This window comes from Sulfitobacter profundi (assembly GCF_042661425.1).
In the GTDB taxonomy this organism is placed as follows: Bacteria; Pseudomonadota; Alphaproteobacteria; order Rhodobacterales; family Rhodobacteraceae; genus Sulfitobacter; species Sulfitobacter profundi.
Genome location: NZ_JBHSWA010000003.1, coordinates 192,161 through 210,671 on the forward strand (window position 1 = coordinate 192,161; position 18,511 = coordinate 210,671).

General features: G+C 58.3%; 16 protein-coding genes and 1 pseudogene. 4 read left to right on the plus strand and 13 right to left on the minus strand.

The genetic code is table 11. The features are described from left to right. The first annotated feature begins 742 nt into the window (after window positions 1-742). The gene (locus tag ACFQAU_RS19265) at window positions 743-2,425 is read left to right on the plus strand and encodes a peptide ABC transporter substrate-binding protein (RefSeq protein ID WP_386284469.1); all 1,683 of its coding nucleotides are present in this window, start codon (window positions 743-745) and stop codon (window positions 2,423-2,425) included. 68 nt (window positions 2,426-2,493) lie between these two features. Here the strand turns inward: ACFQAU_RS19265 and ACFQAU_RS19270 are convergent, their stop codons facing one another. Further along, window positions 2,494-2,904 carry a RidA family protein gene (locus ACFQAU_RS19270; RefSeq protein WP_386284471.1) on the minus strand — a complete coding sequence of 137 codons (411 nt, stop codon included), beginning with the start codon at window positions 2,902-2,904 and terminating at the stop codon, window positions 2,494-2,496. Window positions 2,905-2,954: 50 nt separating this feature from the next. On the opposite strand from ACFQAU_RS19270, the gene ACFQAU_RS19275 reads away from it, so the two are divergent. The 3 genes from ACFQAU_RS19275 to istB all read left to right on the plus strand — a co-directional run bounded on the left by ACFQAU_RS19275 (window position 2,955) and on the right by istB (window position 6,138). Further along, on the plus strand, window positions 2,955-3,254 hold the full coding sequence (locus ACFQAU_RS19275; protein ID WP_386284474.1) for a hypothetical protein: 300 nt from the start codon (window positions 2,955-2,957) through the stop codon (window positions 3,252-3,254). Window positions 3,255-3,827: 573 nt separating this feature from the next. Beyond that, window positions 3,828-5,357 carry an IS21 family transposase gene (istA, locus tag ACFQAU_RS19280; protein WP_132447147.1) on the plus strand — a complete coding sequence of 510 codons (1,530 nt, stop codon included), beginning with the start codon at window positions 3,828-3,830 and terminating at the stop codon, window positions 5,355-5,357. Continuing rightward, on the plus strand, window positions 5,347-6,138 hold the full coding sequence (gene istB / locus ACFQAU_RS19285; RefSeq protein ID WP_132447145.1) for an IS21-like element helper ATPase IstB: 792 nt from the start codon (window positions 5,347-5,349) through the stop codon (window positions 6,136-6,138). The genes istA and istB overlap by 11 nt, the downstream gene beginning before the upstream one ends. Before the next feature lie 181 nt (window positions 6,139-6,319). Here the strand turns inward: istB and ACFQAU_RS19290 are convergent, their stop codons facing one another. From ACFQAU_RS19290 to ACFQAU_RS19345, 12 genes and pseudogenes are all read right to left on the minus strand, one after another. Beyond that, a complete protein-coding gene (locus tag ACFQAU_RS19290; protein WP_132446060.1) occupies window positions 6,320-6,577 on the minus strand; it encodes a hypothetical protein in 258 nt (85 codons plus the stop codon). A 227-nt stretch (window positions 6,578-6,804) separates the two neighbouring features. Then, a complete protein-coding gene (locus ACFQAU_RS19295; protein ID WP_386284479.1) occupies window positions 6,805-7,971 on the minus strand; it encodes an ABC transporter substrate-binding protein in 1,167 nt (388 codons plus the stop codon). Then, complete coding sequence (locus ACFQAU_RS19300; protein ID WP_386284481.1) at window positions 7,968-8,363, minus strand: ABC transporter substrate-binding protein; 396 nt, start codon at window positions 8,361-8,363, stop codon at window positions 7,968-7,970. Before ACFQAU_RS19300 ends, ACFQAU_RS19295 begins: the two co-directional genes overlap by 4 nt. Continuing rightward, a complete protein-coding gene (locus tag ACFQAU_RS19305; protein WP_240791647.1) occupies window positions 8,360-9,454 on the minus strand; it encodes a DUF917 domain-containing protein in 1,095 nt (364 codons plus the stop codon). Before ACFQAU_RS19305 ends, ACFQAU_RS19300 begins: the two co-directional genes overlap by 4 nt. A gap of 26 nt (window positions 9,455-9,480) precedes the next feature. After that, the gene (locus tag ACFQAU_RS19310) at window positions 9,481-10,584 is read right to left on the minus strand and encodes a DUF917 domain-containing protein (RefSeq protein WP_132446054.1); all 1,104 of its coding nucleotides are present in this window, start codon (window positions 10,582-10,584) and stop codon (window positions 9,481-9,483) included. Next, window positions 10,577-11,791 carry a hydantoinase/oxoprolinase family protein gene (locus ACFQAU_RS19315; RefSeq protein WP_386284488.1) on the minus strand — a complete coding sequence of 405 codons (1,215 nt, stop codon included), beginning with the start codon at window positions 11,789-11,791 and terminating at the stop codon, window positions 10,577-10,579. Before ACFQAU_RS19315 ends, ACFQAU_RS19310 begins: the two co-directional genes overlap by 8 nt. Before the next feature lie 86 nt (window positions 11,792-11,877). Further along, window positions 11,878-12,174: pseudogene (locus ACFQAU_RS19320) on the minus strand (hydantoinase/oxoprolinase N-terminal domain-containing protein); the annotation flags it as partial. Then, window positions 12,171-13,847 carry a dipeptide ABC transporter ATP-binding protein gene (locus ACFQAU_RS19325; protein ID WP_132446050.1) on the minus strand — a complete coding sequence of 559 codons (1,677 nt, stop codon included), beginning with the start codon at window positions 13,845-13,847 and terminating at the stop codon, window positions 12,171-12,173. The pseudogene ACFQAU_RS19320 and the gene ACFQAU_RS19325, both read right to left, overlap by 4 nt. 3 nt (window positions 13,848-13,850) lie before the next feature. Further along, window positions 13,851-14,726, minus strand: coding sequence for an ABC transporter permease (locus ACFQAU_RS19330; RefSeq protein WP_240791646.1), 876 nt, complete (start codon window positions 14,724-14,726; stop codon window positions 13,851-13,853). Then, on the minus strand, window positions 14,727-15,791 hold the full coding sequence (locus tag ACFQAU_RS19335) for an ABC transporter permease (RefSeq protein WP_132446048.1): 1,065 nt from the start codon (window positions 15,789-15,791) through the stop codon (window positions 14,727-14,729). Between the two features lie 80 nt (window positions 15,792-15,871). Next, window positions 15,872-17,353 (minus strand): helix-turn-helix transcriptional regulator, encoded by a 1,482-nt coding sequence (locus ACFQAU_RS19340; protein ID WP_386284494.1) that lies wholly within the window; start codon window positions 17,351-17,353, stop codon window positions 15,872-15,874. Window positions 17,354-17,370: 17 nt separating this feature from the next. Then, the gene (locus ACFQAU_RS19345) at window positions 17,371-17,742 is read right to left on the minus strand and encodes a hypothetical protein (RefSeq protein ID WP_386284497.1); all 372 of its coding nucleotides are present in this window, start codon (window positions 17,740-17,742) and stop codon (window positions 17,371-17,373) included. Window positions 17,743-18,511 lie beyond the last annotated feature (769 nt).

Genomic DNA, 18,511 nt, shown 5'->3' on the forward strand with positions numbered 1-18,511 from the left:
CGGCTTGAACTTCCATGGGCCGCGGTAAACTGCGGCGGCCTTCGTTCCATTCCTTGGCTCTTGGGGGTCGTCGCCTTTCTTCGCATATCCCAGAGAGTTACATGTTGGGGCATACCGGTGGAAACCTGCCACCGTAATTGCTTTTTCCTAAAGCGCACGTATATGCAATTTGTGAATGACAGTTGTGGTTCATTCACGCCGGTGCATCCTCCCTGTAGCACCGAATAACTGCGGCGACCCATTCCCTTTTTACCCCAGGTGGGTCGTCGCCACTTTTTTTGCAGACTGCGCTGCCTGCGCGAGCCGAAACAAGTACACGCGGTGAGCTTAACCCTCAGTATGTTAGACTCGTTTGGTATGCGCGTAGAGACCGGCAACCGAACCAGAGGTGTCGATCGGCTCAGTATCTGGGCAGCTTGTCAGGGAATATTTCGCGCGGTTCACAGCCACCGAAGCCTTAGGGGCAGGCTTGATTGCCCATTTGCCCTGTCCCTCAGAATAGCGTTTGAGACGGTCGGTGATTTAGAGTGGAGCCCAGGGTGTCCTTGGATTCGGGCTTAAATGGTTCTCGGTAATGGTGCGGCTTTGTCTGGAAGATGCCTGCTCATCCGGCACCGCGAGTCCTCAGCCTTGCAAACCGGTAAGAATCTGTTTGATTGGTTAAGCAATTATTCGCGTTAAACACGAACAGACCAGAGGATAGACCATGCGGTTCATAGCACATTTGCTCGGAGCAACCTCGATGACCTTGCTGTCATCATCTATGGTGTTTGCCCAAGAGGGCGAGCGCGGTCGCGATGATCAACTCAACATTATCTACTGGCAAGCGCCTTCAATCTTGAACCCCTATCTTTCCGGCGGTGTGAAAGAGCGCGATGCTTCCAGCATGGTGCTTGAGCCTTTGGCCAACGCCGATGAGAAAGGCGAGCTTGTGCCGAAACTGGCTGTCGAAATTCCAACGGTCGAGAACGGCGGCATGACCGAAGACTTAACTGCGATTACCTGGAAGCTGAAAGAAGGGGTGACGTGGTCAGATGGCACGCCTGTAACAGCCGACGATGTAAAATTCACAGCAGATTACTGTATGAACCCGGAAGGCGGCTGCGCTCAGCAGTCAAAGTTTAATGACGTCAAGAATGTCGAAGTCGTTGATGACCGCACGATAACAATTCATTTTGATGAGCCGAAACCTTACCCGTATCTGCCTTTTGTCGGGGCGGCGTCGCCCATCCTTCAGGCTGCACAGTTTGCTGAATGCACCGGTGCGCGGGCGCCGGGCTGTACCGAGGAAAACTTTAATCCGATTGGCAGCGGCCCGTTTGTGGTCACGGACTTTCGGCCAAACGACTCTATCCAGCTTGTTGCAAACGACAATTATCGCGACCCAGGCAAGCCCGCCTTCGCCAAGCTGAACTTTAAAGGCGGTGGAGACGCCGTTTCAGCCGCGCGCGCCGTAATGGAAACCGGTGAGTTTGATTACGCGTGGGATTTGTTGATGGCACCTGATGTGCTGGAAACAATCGCACAGGGCGGTACTGGAAAGCCTATTTTTGAGTTCGGTCCGCTTGTCGAGCGGATCGAAATCAACATGACGAACCCTTCTCCGGACCTGCCCCCGGAAACGCGCGCCACGGTTCAGGAGCCGCATCCTTTTCTTACTGACCGGCGTGTTCGACAAGCCATGAGCATGGCAATCGATCGCGAATTGCTCAACGAAATCGGTTACGGTCAGGCAGGTCGGCCAACCTGCAATCTGGTCCCCGCGCCGCCGATTTATAGCTCTGACAACACAGAATGTATGACGCAGGATTTGGAAGCTGCGAAGACACTTCTGGATGAAGCAGGCTGGTTGGACGAAGACGGGGACGGCGTACGCGAGAAAGACGGTATGCGCCTGTCGATCGTGTTTCAGACCTCTACCAACGCCGTGCGTCAAGACTTTCAGGCACTGATCAAGGATTGGTGGAACCAGATCGGCATCAAGGTGGAGCTGCGCAACATCGACGCGTCGGTCTTTTTCGGCGGCGATCCCGGCAGCCCCGACACATTCCCCAAGTTCTATGCCGACGTTGAGATGTATGCGAACCTCTATGACGGCACTGACCCGCAAGCCTATCTTGCGCAGCGCCGTTGTGGGAATGAGCCAAAGCCCTCAACACAGTGGCAGGGCGAGAATATCAACCGCTTCTGCGATGAGGAATATGACACGCTTCTTGATGAGCTTTCTCGCACCAGTAAGCTCGAAGAGCGGGCGCGTCTGGTGAAACGTCTGAACGACATTATCACCACCGAAAGCAAATCCATGCTGCCGCTAATCAACCGCGCGGCGGTGGCAGCACAGGGTAACACGCTTGGTGGCGTGAAGCTGAACGCTTGGGACAGCGACCTGTGGAACGTCGCCGACTGGTATCGCACAGAAGGCTAAACGAAAAAGCGGTGGCCCCTTTGGGCCACCGCTCTGACAATCAGATGATTGTCTGCTGCGCGGGCTTATCAGCCGGTGCGGACCGCCACAACTTCGATTTCAACCAGCCAAGCTGGGTTCGCCAATCCCGCGACGGCAAAGACCGACCGGGTTGGCAATTCGGGTTGCTCCTCGGTGCCGAAATATTGGGTATAGCCCTCCATAAAGCCTTCAAAGTCCATCCCATTGCTGCCTTCGGGAGCGACGAGATAAGCCTGCATTTTGATGACGTCTCCCATATCAAGATCGAGTCCGGCGAGCTTCTTTTTAATCGATGCGAGAACGCTGGCTGTCTGAGTGGTCGTATCCCCGAAATACTCGGGTGATCCTTTCTCTGCCGTTTTATCAGCGACCTCAGGAACGGTGCCGCTGAGATAAACCAAAGTGGCATCCGCTGGCACCTCTACTGCTTGCAGGATCGGAAAGTCGGAATCCTGCAACCCATGGCGGACAACTTCCGAGCTTTGTGCGAATGCTGCGGTGGTCGTAAGTGCGGTCGCCGCAGCGAGGGGGCGATAAATTTGCCGATCATTCGTGTTCCTCCATATTCTGGTCTACTGGGTCGGCGGGCATCGGCCACGGCATCAAGCGTGCCATCCGCCTCATAGTCATTGCCAAGGTTGGTTTGCAGACAATTGGTACTGGCGAGCACCTGCTTATCATCAAAGAAATGGCCGAAGCTGGGCATGGCAGCCTGACCGTTAATGATGATGTAGGTCGCGTAACCGGCGAATTCGAGGTTCGGGTTCCCGCTGAGCGCAGGGTATTTTCCGGCTCCGACTGCGCCTGACCCGTGCATCTGCCTCGGATCGCCCCTTCCGAATTCTTTTCCGAGTTGCTCGCGTCAGACCCACTTTCTTATCGAGTACAACAGAGCAGCTTGGAAAGGATACAGCTATGGACATGGACACTCAACTCGTCGGCCAATGGTTCGAGGAGCCATCGGATAGCAGGTCTGGTCACTGCCTGCTCGTGATTGGGCAGACATACTACTTCATATTGTTGATCAGCAGAAGGCCAGTGAGATGTTGGTGCAAATCATCTCACGAAACGTCGACAGCTTGATCCAATACGACTACCGCGACATCTGTGAACAGACGTTCGACAAGATGCGCATCCTGACCCGGTAACGGTCCTCGGTCCGGCGCTTAGCGCCCCTGCGGCCCTCGAGCTGCTGAGCTTGCAGATTCGGCGCAAGGTTACGTCCTCAGCCTGATGGCCTCGATCAACATGGCTCAGGTAGTGTAGACTGTTGATTGTCACTGAGAACTGACCCGGTAGCCCCATAAATTGTCACTGAGAATTGACCCATGTGAACACACTTCCCCGACGGTTTTGGTTGGGGGGATTTGGAGTGATCGACATGGGATTTTTGAGTGTCATTCGACGCTGGGCATTGCGTGACAAAATGCCAATCAGGGAGATTGCCCGGCGGACGGGTTTGTCTCGGAACACGGTAAAGAAGTATCTGCGTGAAGGTGCGGTGGAACCGCAGTTCAAGACGCCCAAGCGTCCAAGCAAGCTGGATCCCTATGCGGATCGGCTGTCAGCCTGGCTTTTAATCCAGACGCGGAAGTCACGCAAAGAGCGGCGGACAGTGAAGCAAATGCATGCTGATCTGGTGAAGCTGGGATATGATGGCTCCTATGAACGCGTAGCAGCTTTCGCCCGGGCATGGCGTGAAGATCGGCATCGAGCGGAACAGACGACGGGGCGCGGCACCTACGTGCCTTTGGTGTTCGCGCCCGGCGAAGCCTTCCAATTCGACTGGAGCGAGGACTGGGCCAACATTGGCGGTGAGCGCGTCAAACTTCAGGTCGCGCATATCAAACTGTCACACAGCCGGGCTTTCTTGGTGCGGGCCTACCCGCTGCAAACGCATGAGATGCTGTTTGACGCCCACTGGCATGCATTCCGCGTGTTCGGCGGTGTGCCTGGTCGCGGGATCTATGACAATATGAAGACCGCCGTTGATCGTGTGGGCAAAGGCAAGCAGCGGGATGTCAATGCACGCTTCAAAGCCATGGCCAGCCACTACGTGTTTGAGCCCGAGTTCTGTAATCCGGCAGCCGGTTGGGAGAAAGGCCAGGTTGAGAAGAACGTGCAGGATGCGCGCAACCGCATGTGGCAGGTCATGCCGGTCTTTGCCGATCTGGACGAGTTGAACCAATGGTTTGAAGAGCGCTGTATGGCCCTTTGGACAGAGACACTGCACAAGGCTTTGCCGGGGTCCATCGCAGACGTGTGGGAGGCCGAGAAGCCCACGCTGATGGCACTGCCGCCGGCATTCGATGGCTTTATCGAACACAGTAAGCGTGTGTCACCCACATGCCTGATCACGTTCGAACGCAATCGCTACAGCGTTCCCGCCAGCTTTGCGAACCGACGTGTTAGTTTGCATGTCTATCCCGAACGGCTGGTCGTGGTCGCTGAAGGGCAAACGGTTTGCGAGCATGCGCGGATCATCGAGCGGTCTCACCGCAAGCCGGGCCAGGTCATCTATGACTGGCACCACTATCTCGCTGTTATACAACGTAAACCCGGGGCCCTTCGCAATGGCGCGCCGTTTACAGAGATGCCGGATGCCTTCCGCCAGCTACAGGATCACATGCTGCGCAAGGAGGGTGGAGACCGAGAGATGGTTGATGTCCTGTCATTGGTTCTTCAGCACAATGAGGAAGACATTCTGTGCGCAGTGGAGCTGGCGCTGGAAGCGGGTGTGCCAACTAAAACGCATATCCTGAACTTGCTGCACCGATTGATTGATCGCAGACCGACAGATCACCCCGAGGTCGATGCGCCGGACGCACTGGCATTGCAGACAACGCCAGAGGCCAACGTCGGTCGCTATGACGGGTTGCGACAGACTGAGGAGAAGCGCCATGCGTCATGACCCAGCAGGAGCCTCTATCGTCATCATGCTGCGCAGTCTTAAGCTCTATGGCATGGCAAATGCGATTGAAGACTTGGTCGCCCAGGGCGCGCCAGCGTTCGAAGCTGCCACACCAATGCTGTCACAGCTGCTCAAGGCCGAGATCGCCGAACGCGAGGTACGGTCCATCGCCTACCACACGAAGGTCGCCCGCTTCCCCGCATACAAGGATCTGACGGGCTTCGACTTTGCATCGAGTGAGATCAACGAAGCGACAGTGCGGCAGCTACACCGATGCGAGTTTATCGAAGCGGCCGAGAATGTCGTTTTGATCGGCGGTCCCGGAACGGGCAAGAGCCACACAGCCACAGCAATCGGCGTCCAAGCCATCGAACATCACCGGCGTAAGGTGCGCTTCTTCTCGACCGTCGAATTGGTCAACGCGCTGGAGCAGGAGAAGGCGCTTGGAAAGGCAGGGAAACTGGCTGAGATGCTGACGAAGGTCGACTTGGTCATCTTGGACGAACTCGGCTACCTGCCGTTCAGTTCATCTGGCGGGGCGCTGCTCTTCCATCTACTCAGCAAGCTCTACGAGCGCACCAGCGTCATCATCACCACAAACCTCAGCTTCTCAGAATGGGCGCAGGTCTTCGGGGATGCAAAGATGACAACCGCGCTCCTCGATAGGCTGACCCACCGCTGCCACATTCTCGAAACCGGAAACGACAGCTACCGCTTCAAGGCCAGCGCTGAGGCTGCAAAGAGAACACGAAAGGAGGCCAAAGCATTGACCGCGTCATAAACCACGACGCATAACTGAGGGTGGGTCAAATCTCGGTGAAAATACCGGGTCAGTTCTCAGTGACAATCAACAGTCTTGTCGCGCAGAGCTTCTATCACGCGTCGCTTGGCCTCCTTAAATCCAATCTTCTTACTCAAGATACGAACTTCCTCGTAAAAAATCAAGTTGATGTTGCTGTTTATTACTGCAGTTTGCTTCGGACTTCACGAAACAAAGCCATTATCTCTCCGACCGCTTTCGAGCTTGGCCGATCGAACTCTGTGATCGCCTGACTGGAGATTAGTGCCTGCATAAAGGCTTTGCGTTGACCGAGCCGCGCCTTCGCCACTGGTACATCATGAAGGGCGGCTGCTGTATCGTCCAAACCGCCAGCATGGACAATAGCAGGGTCGAGCTCGGCGATCCTGCCAGCCACTGGACCAGTGTTGGCAGCTGCCAACCCATCCTTCCTGGATTTTGCGGCCAGGTCCCGCAGGGAGGTTTTACGAACGCGCCAACAAGGAGACTGAGCTAATGAACCCCGACCGAGAGAACGCAGTGTCCGCCAGGTCATCTACGAGAACGACAGCCAGAAGTTGCCATCCAGCTGCCGTTTGATGAAATCGGAGCCCTTTCGGGATCCGGTCCTATGACCCTGGCGCATCCGCCAGGGTCAGGTAGGCTTGATCAGTCTTTGCAGGTCCAGCGGAAGCGGGAAAAGTCAAAGTCCCAGCTCTGCATCGGCACCCATTCGTAGCCTTCGAGACAACGGTGTGCGACGAGCCGCTTCTGCTGCGCGAGAAGCCAGACTGACCGTTGGTCCTCAACCAGTTTCGAATAAATTTCCTGATAGATGGCGTTGCGGGCGCCGGTGTCGGTTTCGGCACGAGACTGAACAATCATATCGTTGATGTCGGCATCGTTCACCCAATCCATGCTCGACCAGGTTCCCGCGGCATCGGATGCGTATTGCACGTAGAACACCGAATCCGGCGACGGGTAGGTTGGCCCGTAGAAGATCTGTGAACTATGCGGTGTGGTTTCCACAGACGTGGCAAGTTCAGTTATCCGGTTCCATGGTTCGGGCTGGATCGTCACGTCAAAGCCGATTGCATCGAGCGTTGCCTTGAAAAGAAGTGCGATTTCCTCTTCGAAGGGCGTGTTTGACACATAGGTGTGGGTGATCTCGATTGGCCCCTGCCCCGAATAGGGCGACTTCGCAAGTTCGGCGGACGCTGCCTCGATATCGAACACGGGCTCGGCCGCACCTTCTGGAATCGCCGCTTCGAACACATCCGCCAATGGTCCGCGCATTGGCGCACCGGGATAGATGACCTCTCGGATGGTGGCATAGTCCATCGCCATGGCAATGGCCTTGCGCACATGAATGTCATCGGTCGGCGCAAGCTGGTTGTTGAGCTTGATGTAAAGCCCCGTCGCCGTCGCGGCCTCAATCAACTCGTAGTCATCGAGGGCGGCAATATTCTCATACGTTTCTGACGATTGATAAGAGGAGGAAAGGCTCAGCTCGCCCCGCTGGGCCAAGGCGCGGACGGTGGATTCATCGCGGGTCACAACGATACGGATATCGTCGATTGGCCGGTCGCCTTCCCACCCGTCATGATAATCGTCGAACCGCGCAAGCGACATCTGCGCGCCCCGATCCCAGCTTGACAGGCTATAGGGGCCGGCGCCCAAAGTAGTCTCGGCCAGTTGCGTTTCGCCCCATTCATCCTCGTCGGTGCTATTGACCTGTGATTCATTGACCACAAGCAGGATCGGAGTAATCGTGATGAACGGCGCGTATACCTTGTTCAGGACGAACTCGACGGTGTGGTCGTCGATTGCCGTCACCGAGCTCTCGTGCAGCAGGTCTGAAAAAGGTAAGCCGGTCCTTCGTTGATCGACAGCAGGCGTTGCACAGAATAGACGACATCTGCAGCCGTTACAGGGTCGCCGTTCTGAAACTTCGCATCTTCCTTGAGGTGGAAAGTATACGTCAGGCTATCGTCGGAAATGTCCCAGCTTTTGGCCAGTTGTGGGATAACGGTGCCGGTGGCGTCGACCGTGGTCATCGCATCGTAAAGGTTCACCGCGGCCATATATTCCGTGTAGTCGTTGATTTTGGCTGGATCGATGGTGCCGATAATCTGCACCGCGTTCACGGTGATGGCCACCGGCTCCTGCGCTGCGGCGGGCAGCGCGACAAGGCCGGCCAGTGCCATACTGGCAATTCTATTTTTCATTTTGGGTCCTCCTGTTGCATTGTTGTCGTGCGAATAGGGTTCAAGTCCTCGACCGGCACGAAGTCGTGTTCGTAACCGAAGTAGCTTGGTCCAGCGAGGTCGAGCCCCGCAGGGCTGCGCCACTGCGGATCGGCTTTGAGCCCGATAAGGCGGATGGCCAGCCCGAAGCGCAGGCTTTCGGTCGTCACAGGCAGGCCGCCGTCGGCATCGAGCGCGCAAATCAGATCAGGGGTCAGCGCGAGGGGTTTTCCGTCCGCATCCTCAAGACAAAGAAACTCGTTCTGGAAAGACAGGAAAAACTCACGCCCTGCATCCGCGTCGAGCCCCCGCAGTCGGGCACGTCCACGTGCGAAACCGCCTTCGGTCTTGCGTTCTATGTCCACGACCCTTGCGGTGCAGAGATCTATGCCCCCGCAACGCGCGATCAACGCGTCACCCGAATGGCGGTTCGCCTGCCTCTCGTCCAGGATCGTCTGCCCCAGCTCGCGGATGAGCGACAGCGTTCCGTGCAGCAGGCCTCGTTTCACGTCCGCGCCGCTCATCGGGTAGAGGGCCACAAGGGCTGCGCCGCCCATCTCGATCGTCTGGGCGCGTGCTAAGCGCTCGGTCCAGACGTTGGAGACAGTGTTGATGACGGAGCTGTTGCCCTTCTCGTCGGCCAGCACCATCGGCGTGGACGAAATATTGTGTAAGGTCAGGCTGACCATCTGCAACTCGGGGAAAGCCCGCCCCATGCCGTCTCCATCGATGAGTGGCAGGCCCGTCGCGGCGGCCACCGCAAACGGAATGGTCGAGTTGAGCCCGCCTGCCTCGATGCAGATCAGGTAATCAGCTTTCTTGCCCAGATAGGACTCAAGCGCAGAGAGCGCTTCCAGCGCCTCATCGCCATTGGGCAGCTTTTCAAGCATCACCGTGGGCGCGCCCATCATGCAGACAGGAACGCAAAGCGCATCATCGGGCACGTCGGCGGCATCAACCACGTCAACTCCGCCACCGTTGGCCATCGCCGAGCGGGCCATCATTTTGCCGATATAGGGATCGCCCCCTCCCCCGGTGCCGAGGAAGGCACCGCCGAGCGCGATGGCCTCCATATTTTCCGATTTTACGCGAAATCCCATTACTCCGCCTCCGCCATCGGCCGGTAGATCAGGTCCTCGAACCCGAAAGCCGCCGGACCGATCACCTCGAGCGCCTGCGGAGTCCGCAGCAAATCATGACAGGGCAGCGCCAGGACCGCGATCCGCTGTCCGTAGCGCAGCAGCTCGGTGCCAAGCGGCAACCCGGTGTCCAGATCGAGCACGACCACGAGGTCGGGAACGCAAACCTCCATCTCGCCATCGCGGCGGAAGACGAGAAACTCGTTCTGGATGGTGATCTCGCCCTGCGATCCACGATCCCCGTCCAGCCCGTCGATTGTGGCAACGCCCGTGTTGAAACCACGCTCGAAATATCGCTTGAGGTCGGAGATCTTGCCCGAAAAGATGCGCTTGCCGCCTTCACTGGCACAAATTGCCGCGATGGGGTCCTCATTGGCGGATTGCGCTGCGATCACGCGACGCCCGAGACGGATGGCCTGAGTATAGGTATGCGGGATCGAGTATTTCTTCACGAAGGCGCCCGACATGGGCGCCGAAGCAAGAACCGAGGCGCCGCCCTGAGCGATAACGCAGGCCCGCGCCATCCGCTCGTGCCATTTTTCGGTGATCGCATGTTCGAATGCCACGGCATTGCCGTGCGGATCGCACATGACCGACGGCGTCGATTGATGGCCATAGATGCAGTAGGTCGTCATCTGCATTTCGGGGAACGCGCGTCCCATGCCATCGCCGTCCACGACCGGCAATCCGGCGAGCGCTCCGGTAACCAGCGGCTCCATGGAGTTCTGCCCGCCGATCTCTTCACAGGCCATCGCGTCGGCCTTGAAGCTCAGCCGTTCTTCAAGGGACCGCAGACAGCGCAGCCCCTCGCGCCCTTCCTTCAGCCTCTCGAACGACACCAACGGTGCGCCGATGCCGCCGATTGGAACAACCTTCGCGTCGTCCGCAACCGCCTCGAGCGGCAGAATGCGCGGCTTGTGCCCGGCACGCAGCACTTCTCGCAGACGCAATTTGCCCGTGTAGGGGTTGCCGCCGCCGCCGGTGCCGAGGATTCCCGAACCAATTTCAAGCGCATCGATATCCTCTTCGGTGAGGGTCCAACATTTGTTCAAAATATCACGCATCGAGACCTCCCATGTCACCGACAACCTTGAGATGGATGCGGGTGGCGTTGCCTGGCAGATAGGCCAGCGGCACGTCCTCGCGTTCGATCACCGTCAGTGTCTCTTCCGTTGCTCCTGCGTTCAGCGCATTTGTGCGGGCCTCTTCCTCGGCTTCGGCAAGACAGACTTCGCGGCTCTTGCCCTCAAGCGCGTAGATACGGTCGACCTCGCCCGAGATCTGCGCAATCGCGGCGCCTACGGCGTTGGCCACGGCGAAGTTCTCCGGTCGCAGCACCTCAAGTTCGCCGATTTTATCGGGCACCAGAATTGATCCGCCCCCGACGGCAATCACCGGGATCGGGTCCGGGCTGATACGGCTGCGCTCAACGGCCATTTCCAGCATCTCGCCAATACGCTCTCGCGCGGCATCGATCATCGCTGGCTCAAGGTCGGCCACCTTCGACGCATCGCCGATATCCGCCATGCCTGCAGCGACGGCGATATCGGTCGTGGTTAGAACGTCACCTCCGAATACGCGCGCCTCGCTCGTCAAGCGGTAGCCTACAGATTGGGGTCCGACGACCGGCGCCGCAGCGTCGCCTGTCACCTTTGTGCCACCGCCAAGACCGATGGAGAACACATCGGGCATGCGGAAGTTTGTCCGCACTCCGCCAATGTCGACCACAGTGGAGGCCTGCCGCGGAAACCCGTGGTGAAGCGAGCCCACATCCGAGGTCGTGCCGCCGATGTCGACGACGATTGCTTCTTTGACACCGGTCAGGAACGCGGCTCCGCGCATCGAGTTTGTGGGCCCCGAAGCAAAGGTCAGCACCGGGAAGCGCCGCACCATGTCTGCGGCCATCAGCGTGCCATCGTTTTGCGTGACATAGAAAGGACAAGTCAGTCCGGCATCGCCAAGCGCGCGCTCGAACGCATCCACCGTCCGGCTGGACAGCCCCAGAAGCGAGGCGTTCATGATCGCCGCACTCTCGCGCTCCAGAAGGCCGATACGCCCGATCTCGCTTGACATGACCACCGGCACGTCGGGGCAGTGCTGGGCCAGGATGTCACGAGCCCGCTCTTCCATGTCACGGTTAATGGGCGAGAAGACCGAAGAAATGGCTGCCGCACGAATGCCCTTGGCGTTGATCTCGGCGGCGATCTCCACCAGACCGGCTTCGTCCAGCGCGGCGATCTCACGCCCGTCGAACTCGTAGCCGCCACGCAAGAGGTAGCCGTGCCCCCCACCATTTCGCGCAGATCGTCGGGCCAATCCACCATCGGAGGCAGACAGGCTGTGGCGGGAAGGCCAAGCCGTATGGCGGCAACCGGATCAAGGTGGCGGCGCTCAATGATCGCATTGGTGAAATGGGTCGTGCCGATCATCGCGACGTTGATGGAATCGCGTGCCACGCCCGCCTTCTCGATGACTTCTTCGAGGGCAGTGGAAATGCCGCTCATCACGTCCTCGGTGGTGGCGCATTTGACCCCCGCCAGAACCTCTCGATCGCGTAGGATGACCGCGTCGGTATTCGTGCCGCCAACGTCGATGCCCAGTCTCAGAACCATTCTCTTCTCCTTAATTTTATAATTCCATTTCGCCCAGCTCATGCGGCCGATGACACGAGGAACCTTTGTTTTTCTTCCAGCGTCACAAGCGGTTTTGCAGCCTCTTCCGCATCGGTTATGACGGGGATCGCCGCGATCAGAGCGCGGGTGTAGGGGTGTTCGGGGTTGGCGAAGACCTCAGCAGGGCGGCCCTGTTCCACAAGCTCGCCGCGCAACATGACAGCGATCCGCGAGCAGAAGTTCCGCATCAGCGACAGGTCGTGACTGATGAAAAGGTAGGTCAGGCCAAGATCGTCTCGCAACTCCTCAAGCAACGCGATCACGCGTTTCTGCACGCTCACGTCAAGGGCCGAAGTCGGCTCGTCCAGGACAATCAGCCTGGGATTTGCAGCAAGGGCACGGGCGATGGCCACACGCTGCTTCTGCCCACCGGACAATTCGTGCGGATAGCGGGCTATGAAGTGGCGCGGCAGATCCACCCGTTCAAGCAGTTCCTCCATTCGGGCGGTATGGCGCTTAGGCTCCAGCCCGGCGAATTGCAGCGGCACCGAAAGCGTTTGCCCGATCGTCCGTTTGGGGTTCAGCGAGGTGCCGGGGTTTTGGTATACGATTTGCGCCATGGCGCGATCGGCGCGGTTTCCGGCCATCTCGTCCAGTGGGACGCCGTCGATGAACACACGTCCTGCGCTTGGGCGCATGATGCCCATGACCATCCGCGCCACAGTCGTCTTGCCCGATCCGCTCTCTCCGGCGAGGCCGAATATCTCCCCTTTGCGGATATCGAGGTCCACGCCCCGAACCGCCTTGGTAGTGCCATCAGGTCCAAGCAGCCGCTTTTGCAAGAACGTCTTATCCACGCCTTCGAGGCGCACCATCTCGTCCCCCTCTGCGATCTTCTGGTCCTTAACCGCTTCACCATACAACGGCGGAATGGCCCCGATGAGTTCGCGCGCATAGTCCGTCTGTGGATTGCCGAAAATTTCGTCGAGCGGACCGTGTTCGACAATTTCGCCCTTGCGCATAACGTACACGTAATCTGCGGTGAGACGCACCACACCAAGGTTGTGGGTGATCATCAGAAGCGACAGACCCTCATTGCGCACGAGGTCGTTGATGAGGCGCAGAATTTCGTCCTGTGTCGTCACGTCCAACGCCGTGCCCGGCTCGTCAGCGATCAAAAGCGCGGGCTTGTTCATAAGCGCCAGCGCGATCAGCACCCGCTGACGCATCCCGCCTGAGAGTTGTGACGGATAGGACGAGATCACGCGTTCGGGATCGGCAAGCTGCACCTTGAGGAGCACCTCGCATATCCGTTGGCGTCGCTCGGCCCGTCCGGATTTGCGCCCCGCCCGCCGGTCGGCCCAGTAAAGCACGTCGTCAAGGTGCCGCCCAATAGTGAACACCGGGTTGAACGATGACAGCGGGTCCTGCATCACCACCGACATCTCGATGCCCTTAAGCTTTTCACGCGCGGCGTCGGACTGTTTCAGTAGGTCGTCACCCCGCCAGAGGATTTTGCCCCCCGTCACCGCTGCATTTCCGGCAAGCGTGTTCAGCACCGCCTTAGATGTGACCGATTTGCCCGAGCCGGTTTCGCCAATAAGGGCGACGCGCTGGCCTTCGGCGATTTTCAGCGACACGTCCCGCAGCACGTAATTGGTCTGTCCGTAGCTGGTAAAGCTCAGATTAAGGCCTTTGATATCGAGTAATGCCATGGCTCAGACCTCCACATCGAACATATCGCGCAGCCCGTCACCCAATAGGTTGAACCCGAGCGTGGCGTAAAAGATTGCGAACCCCGGGGCCACGACGCCCCACCAGAGTTCCGGCAGCAATTGCCGTCCGTCCGCGACCATGGTTCCAAGGTCCGGGGTCGGTGGCTGCACACCAAGACCAAGGAATGACAGTGTTGCGCCGAACAGGATGATGAAGGCCGCGTCCAGTGTGGTCTTGACGGAAATGACGGCGATGCAGTTGGGCAGGATCTCGCGAAAAAGGATGTGCAGATGCGAAGCGCCCGCCAGACGCGCCGCTTCCACATAATCTTCCGCAGCGACTGATTTTGACACCCGGTAGACAAGCCGTGCATGCCAGGTCCACCACAGGAGCGCGATGGCGATCATGGCGTTGGTGAGGCTCGGTGTAAGGACGTTGCCAACAGCAAGAGCCATCACGAGGGGCGGAATTGCCAGCATCACGTTGGTGAACCCGGTGATCAGCGTCTCGACCCAGCCGGTGAAATATCCCGCAAGCAGCCCGAGCCCCGCGCCGATCGGAACGGCGATGGCCAAGACACCCAGAACCAGAAGCAGCGACACCCGAAAGCCGAAAATCACGCGGCTGAAGACGTCGCGACCGACCTTGTCCGTGCCGAACCAGTTCACCGCATCCGGTGCGGCATTCTTGTTGCGAAAATCAATGACCGCGCCGACATGGTCGGGGAAGGTCGTGATCAGTGGCGCAAAGATTGCAGCAAGGATGACCGAGGCAACCATCAGCGCTCCGACCACTGCCACGGGATTTGCGCGGAAACGCAACCAGGCCATGCGCCGGGCCGACAGGACCTCTACCTGTTCCTCCATTAGGGATGACATTCAGTGGCCCTCCTTCATGCGCAAGCGTGGGTCGATGAGACCTATGAGGATGTCGATAACCAGATTCGCCACTACGAAGAACATGCCCGATACAAGGACCACCGCCATCACCGCGTTCAGATCCTTCTGCATGATCGCTTCAAGGCCAGCGGATGCAAATCCACCCCATGAGAATACCATTTCGACGACAAAGGCGTTGCCGATCAACGAAGCGAACTCGAGCCCCATGATCGTCAGCGGCGCGATGGCCGAAAGTTTGAGAAGATAACGGAACGTTACCACCCGGCCCGGCACGCCGAAGCTGCGCAAGGTCTGGACATGGTCGCGACGCTGGTGCTCAATCATAGCGGACCGTGTGATCCGCATGATCTGGCCGATTCCGGCCATTGCCAGCGCCAACGCGGGGAAGGCCAGGTGCCGCAGCGCGTCCAGCGTGACGTCGAACCGGCCGGTCAAAAGGCCATCGAGCGTCAGAAGGCCGGTAGGTCCGGCGAAATCCCCAAGCTCGCGCGATGCACGGCCCAGGATCGGCCAGTCGGTCAGGTAGAACGCGGCAAAAAGTTGAAGCAGAATCGCAAAAAGAAAGCTCGGCATGGTCACACCGACCAGCGATACGATCTGCAGGATCGCGTCGAACCAGGTGTTTCGATAGCGCGCGGCCAGCACACCGAACGGCAGGCCGATTACCAGCATGATGATTAATGTGGCCAGCACCAATTCCAGCGTCGCGGGCAGAAGCCCGGCGATTTCCTGGGCGACGGGCTTGCCAGAAATCAACGACTTGCCAAAATCCCCTTGAACCGCGCCGCCAAGAAAATTGAAGAACTGCACTGGTAGTGGATCGTCGAGGCCCATCTCGGCACGCAACGTCTCGACTTGCTCAGCACTGGCCGTGGGACCAAGTGCGATACGGGCCGGATCCCCCGGCACGACCCGTGCAAGCACGAAGATGATAAGCGCGAGTACGAGCAGCACGCCGGCAAACCCGATGATACGTCTGAATAAGAATTCGAAAAAGCCTGCTGTCACCCGATCGCCACCCCCTGCTGTCGATAACTTCAGCATGGCAGAAGGAACCCTCGTCCCAAAACAGGCTTCAAGGATAGGTTATGATCTAATGAGGATAGGTTTTCCGCTTCGAACCCTCAAATAAGACTGCTGTTCCGTGCGGCGGCAACCGCGCTCTTGCGGTCTGAGACCGCCAGCTTTCGAAACAAATTCTTCAGGTGAAACTTGACGGTCGGCAGGCTCACGACCATTTCCCGCGCGATCTCCTTGTTGGAACATCCCTCGACCAGAAGCAGCAAGGCCCGCCACTCTTGACGGGACAGTGGCCCTGCGCCGAAAGCCGCAACCGCGCCACTGCGCAGATTGCGCGGAATCGCAACCCGCTCCATTTCCCCGCGCATGATCTGCGGATCTTCGAGGAGGGGAAGCAGAAAACTGCGTTCTTCCAGGATTGGCGCATTGCATTGATGCGTTGCGCAGACGCCCAAGGTGCGCGCCAAACGCTGCCGGGCTTGGGCGATACGTCCTTGACGACGATCCACCCAGACGCTCCAGAGTTGCAGGCAGATGCGCTGCCGCAATGCGAGTCTGGGATTGGCCTCCAACGCCACAAGCCGCGCAGGCAAGGCTGCATCCCGCGGGGCTTCTAAGGCCTGCTGGCGCAACCAAAGCAGTGCTTGCACGATATCTTCAAAATCCTGCAAATCGGCAAGATTGTCTCCAGCCGTGTCCATCCACAACCGCCCGATCCGGGTCGCTATTCCTTCAAGCCGCGTCCGTGCGTCACGCCAACGTTGGGCACCCTGTCGAACCGCGACATCCCGCTGTTCGATCAGCAATTGAAAGCGTCGTGACCGCCAGAGCTGAAGGCGCCAACGGTCGACAAACTGCATTGCGGCTTTTTGCCCTCGAAGCTGCAAGAGCGCATCGGCCCCATGCGCCAAGGCGAGTGCGGCGATGGACGGCCATAGTTCACCGAAAGCAAACTGGCTGAACTCGGTCTCGACGAAATCGACCATTGCCTGCGGTTCGCCGGTTTCATAGGCGGCACCGGCGCGCAGCAATGCAAGAAACCGCTCCTCCTGCACTGTTTCGAACGCCGTTTTTTCAAGAGACCGCTCAGCGGCAGAGAGACACTCTGTCGCTTCGCGCGGGTTCCCTGTGGTCAGGCCCATCATTGCGCGATGGACGTGGACGAAAAAGCTAAGGTAAGGGGCTTCGGCGGCGTCATAGTGATGCAGCGCCCGGAGAGCACAATCTTCCGCTTCCGCCAGCCGCCCCTGCCGGATATGGGGCTCGAGCAGTGCGTTGTAAATTGCACCGAGAAGAAGATGCTGGCGTGGCCCGGTCCGCGCAAGAAGCTGTGCAGCCTCATCCAACAGGAACTGCCGCGGCGGCTCGCTTCGGTAGGTCGCGAGCATGAACCGGGCAAACAGATACTGCGGCGGATATTTTTCGGACGCCTGCAGTGGCTGGCCCAGGTTGACCAGGGCTGCACCGCCTGCCGTCGCGAGGATCCGCTCCGCCCGTGAAACATCACCCAATTTGACCGCTACCAGGAAATCGAGCGCCACGACATCGGGCAGCCGGTTGTTCTCGAACCTGTCGAGAACGTCCAAAGCGGGCTGCAACCCGTTCATATGCATGAAGAACGCGCCACCGCTTTCCTGCAGATGATGGAGCGCAACCGTTGGTTCCCCTTTTCCAACGCCAACAGGATCGGCGTAGCAGCATTTTCGGGGATGCTCAGTTCGGGGATGGTGGCACGCGCAAAATTGGCAACTTGTTGCGAGGCAATGATCCATCGGTCCGCCTCTCGGGAAACAAACGGGTTAAGCCACAATAATGCGGTCCGTTCGTCATCAGTCAGGATCGTATCCCGGAGGCCGTCAGGTGCATCGAGCAGCCGCCGGAGCAGGTGCCGGTGAAGAGGAGGCAGCCTGACCATCGCATCGGTCGCAAAGCTATGCGGCAGGTCGTGGGTCGATTTTCCAATATCACTTTGCATGGCTGGACTTACCTCGAATGATTGCCGGGTGCGCAGGATTGATTGACGTGGTCACGCCTTTTCGCCCAGTCTTTCAGGTTTACCAAGGTGTCTCGGGTTCAGCTTCCGTGCCGGGTTGACCCGCTCTTGCCGGCATGGCCGATCTGGAAGCGCTTATTGGCATCCAGCAATGCTCTGATTGCCGCGTCGATCGTGCCTCCAGCATGTTGAGGCGTAGTCAACGCCGTCATCTTCCGATTGGGAAAACTTTGCTGGATGCATCAATGTTAACCCCTGATAATAATTAGTGGATTGAGTTCGGCTATTTTGCAGACATTAGTCAATGTCCCTTTGCCACACTAAATTCTGGCAGGGCCTATATATATAGAAATCTCTAAACGCGACGATCTAAAATTTTAGTGTTGAAGTTGATGCCCTTACCATCGCTATAGCCGCCACTCGATACCGCTTTCAAACAACTGCACTTCAATCCCTGCCTCGCTGCGCGCCGCAATTAAGGAACCTCGGCACAACTGCATGAAAACAGCGTCGAACGTCGCTGACCCCGGGTATCAGCGGCGACCCTCCGCCAGTTGCCCAGCGAAGAGCGTCATCAAAGGGGCTGTACGTTACAGCCAGGGCGGCATCGCTGAGCATAATCCGGAAGGAAAGTCGCTTTGCTGCGCGCCGCAAAGAAGTCGTACCTACCGGCTAATGCTCAGAACTTGGTGCACCCGCCATACCAGATATATTGTGCCAGAATTTCCTGCAGAAAAGAAACTTTTAGCGA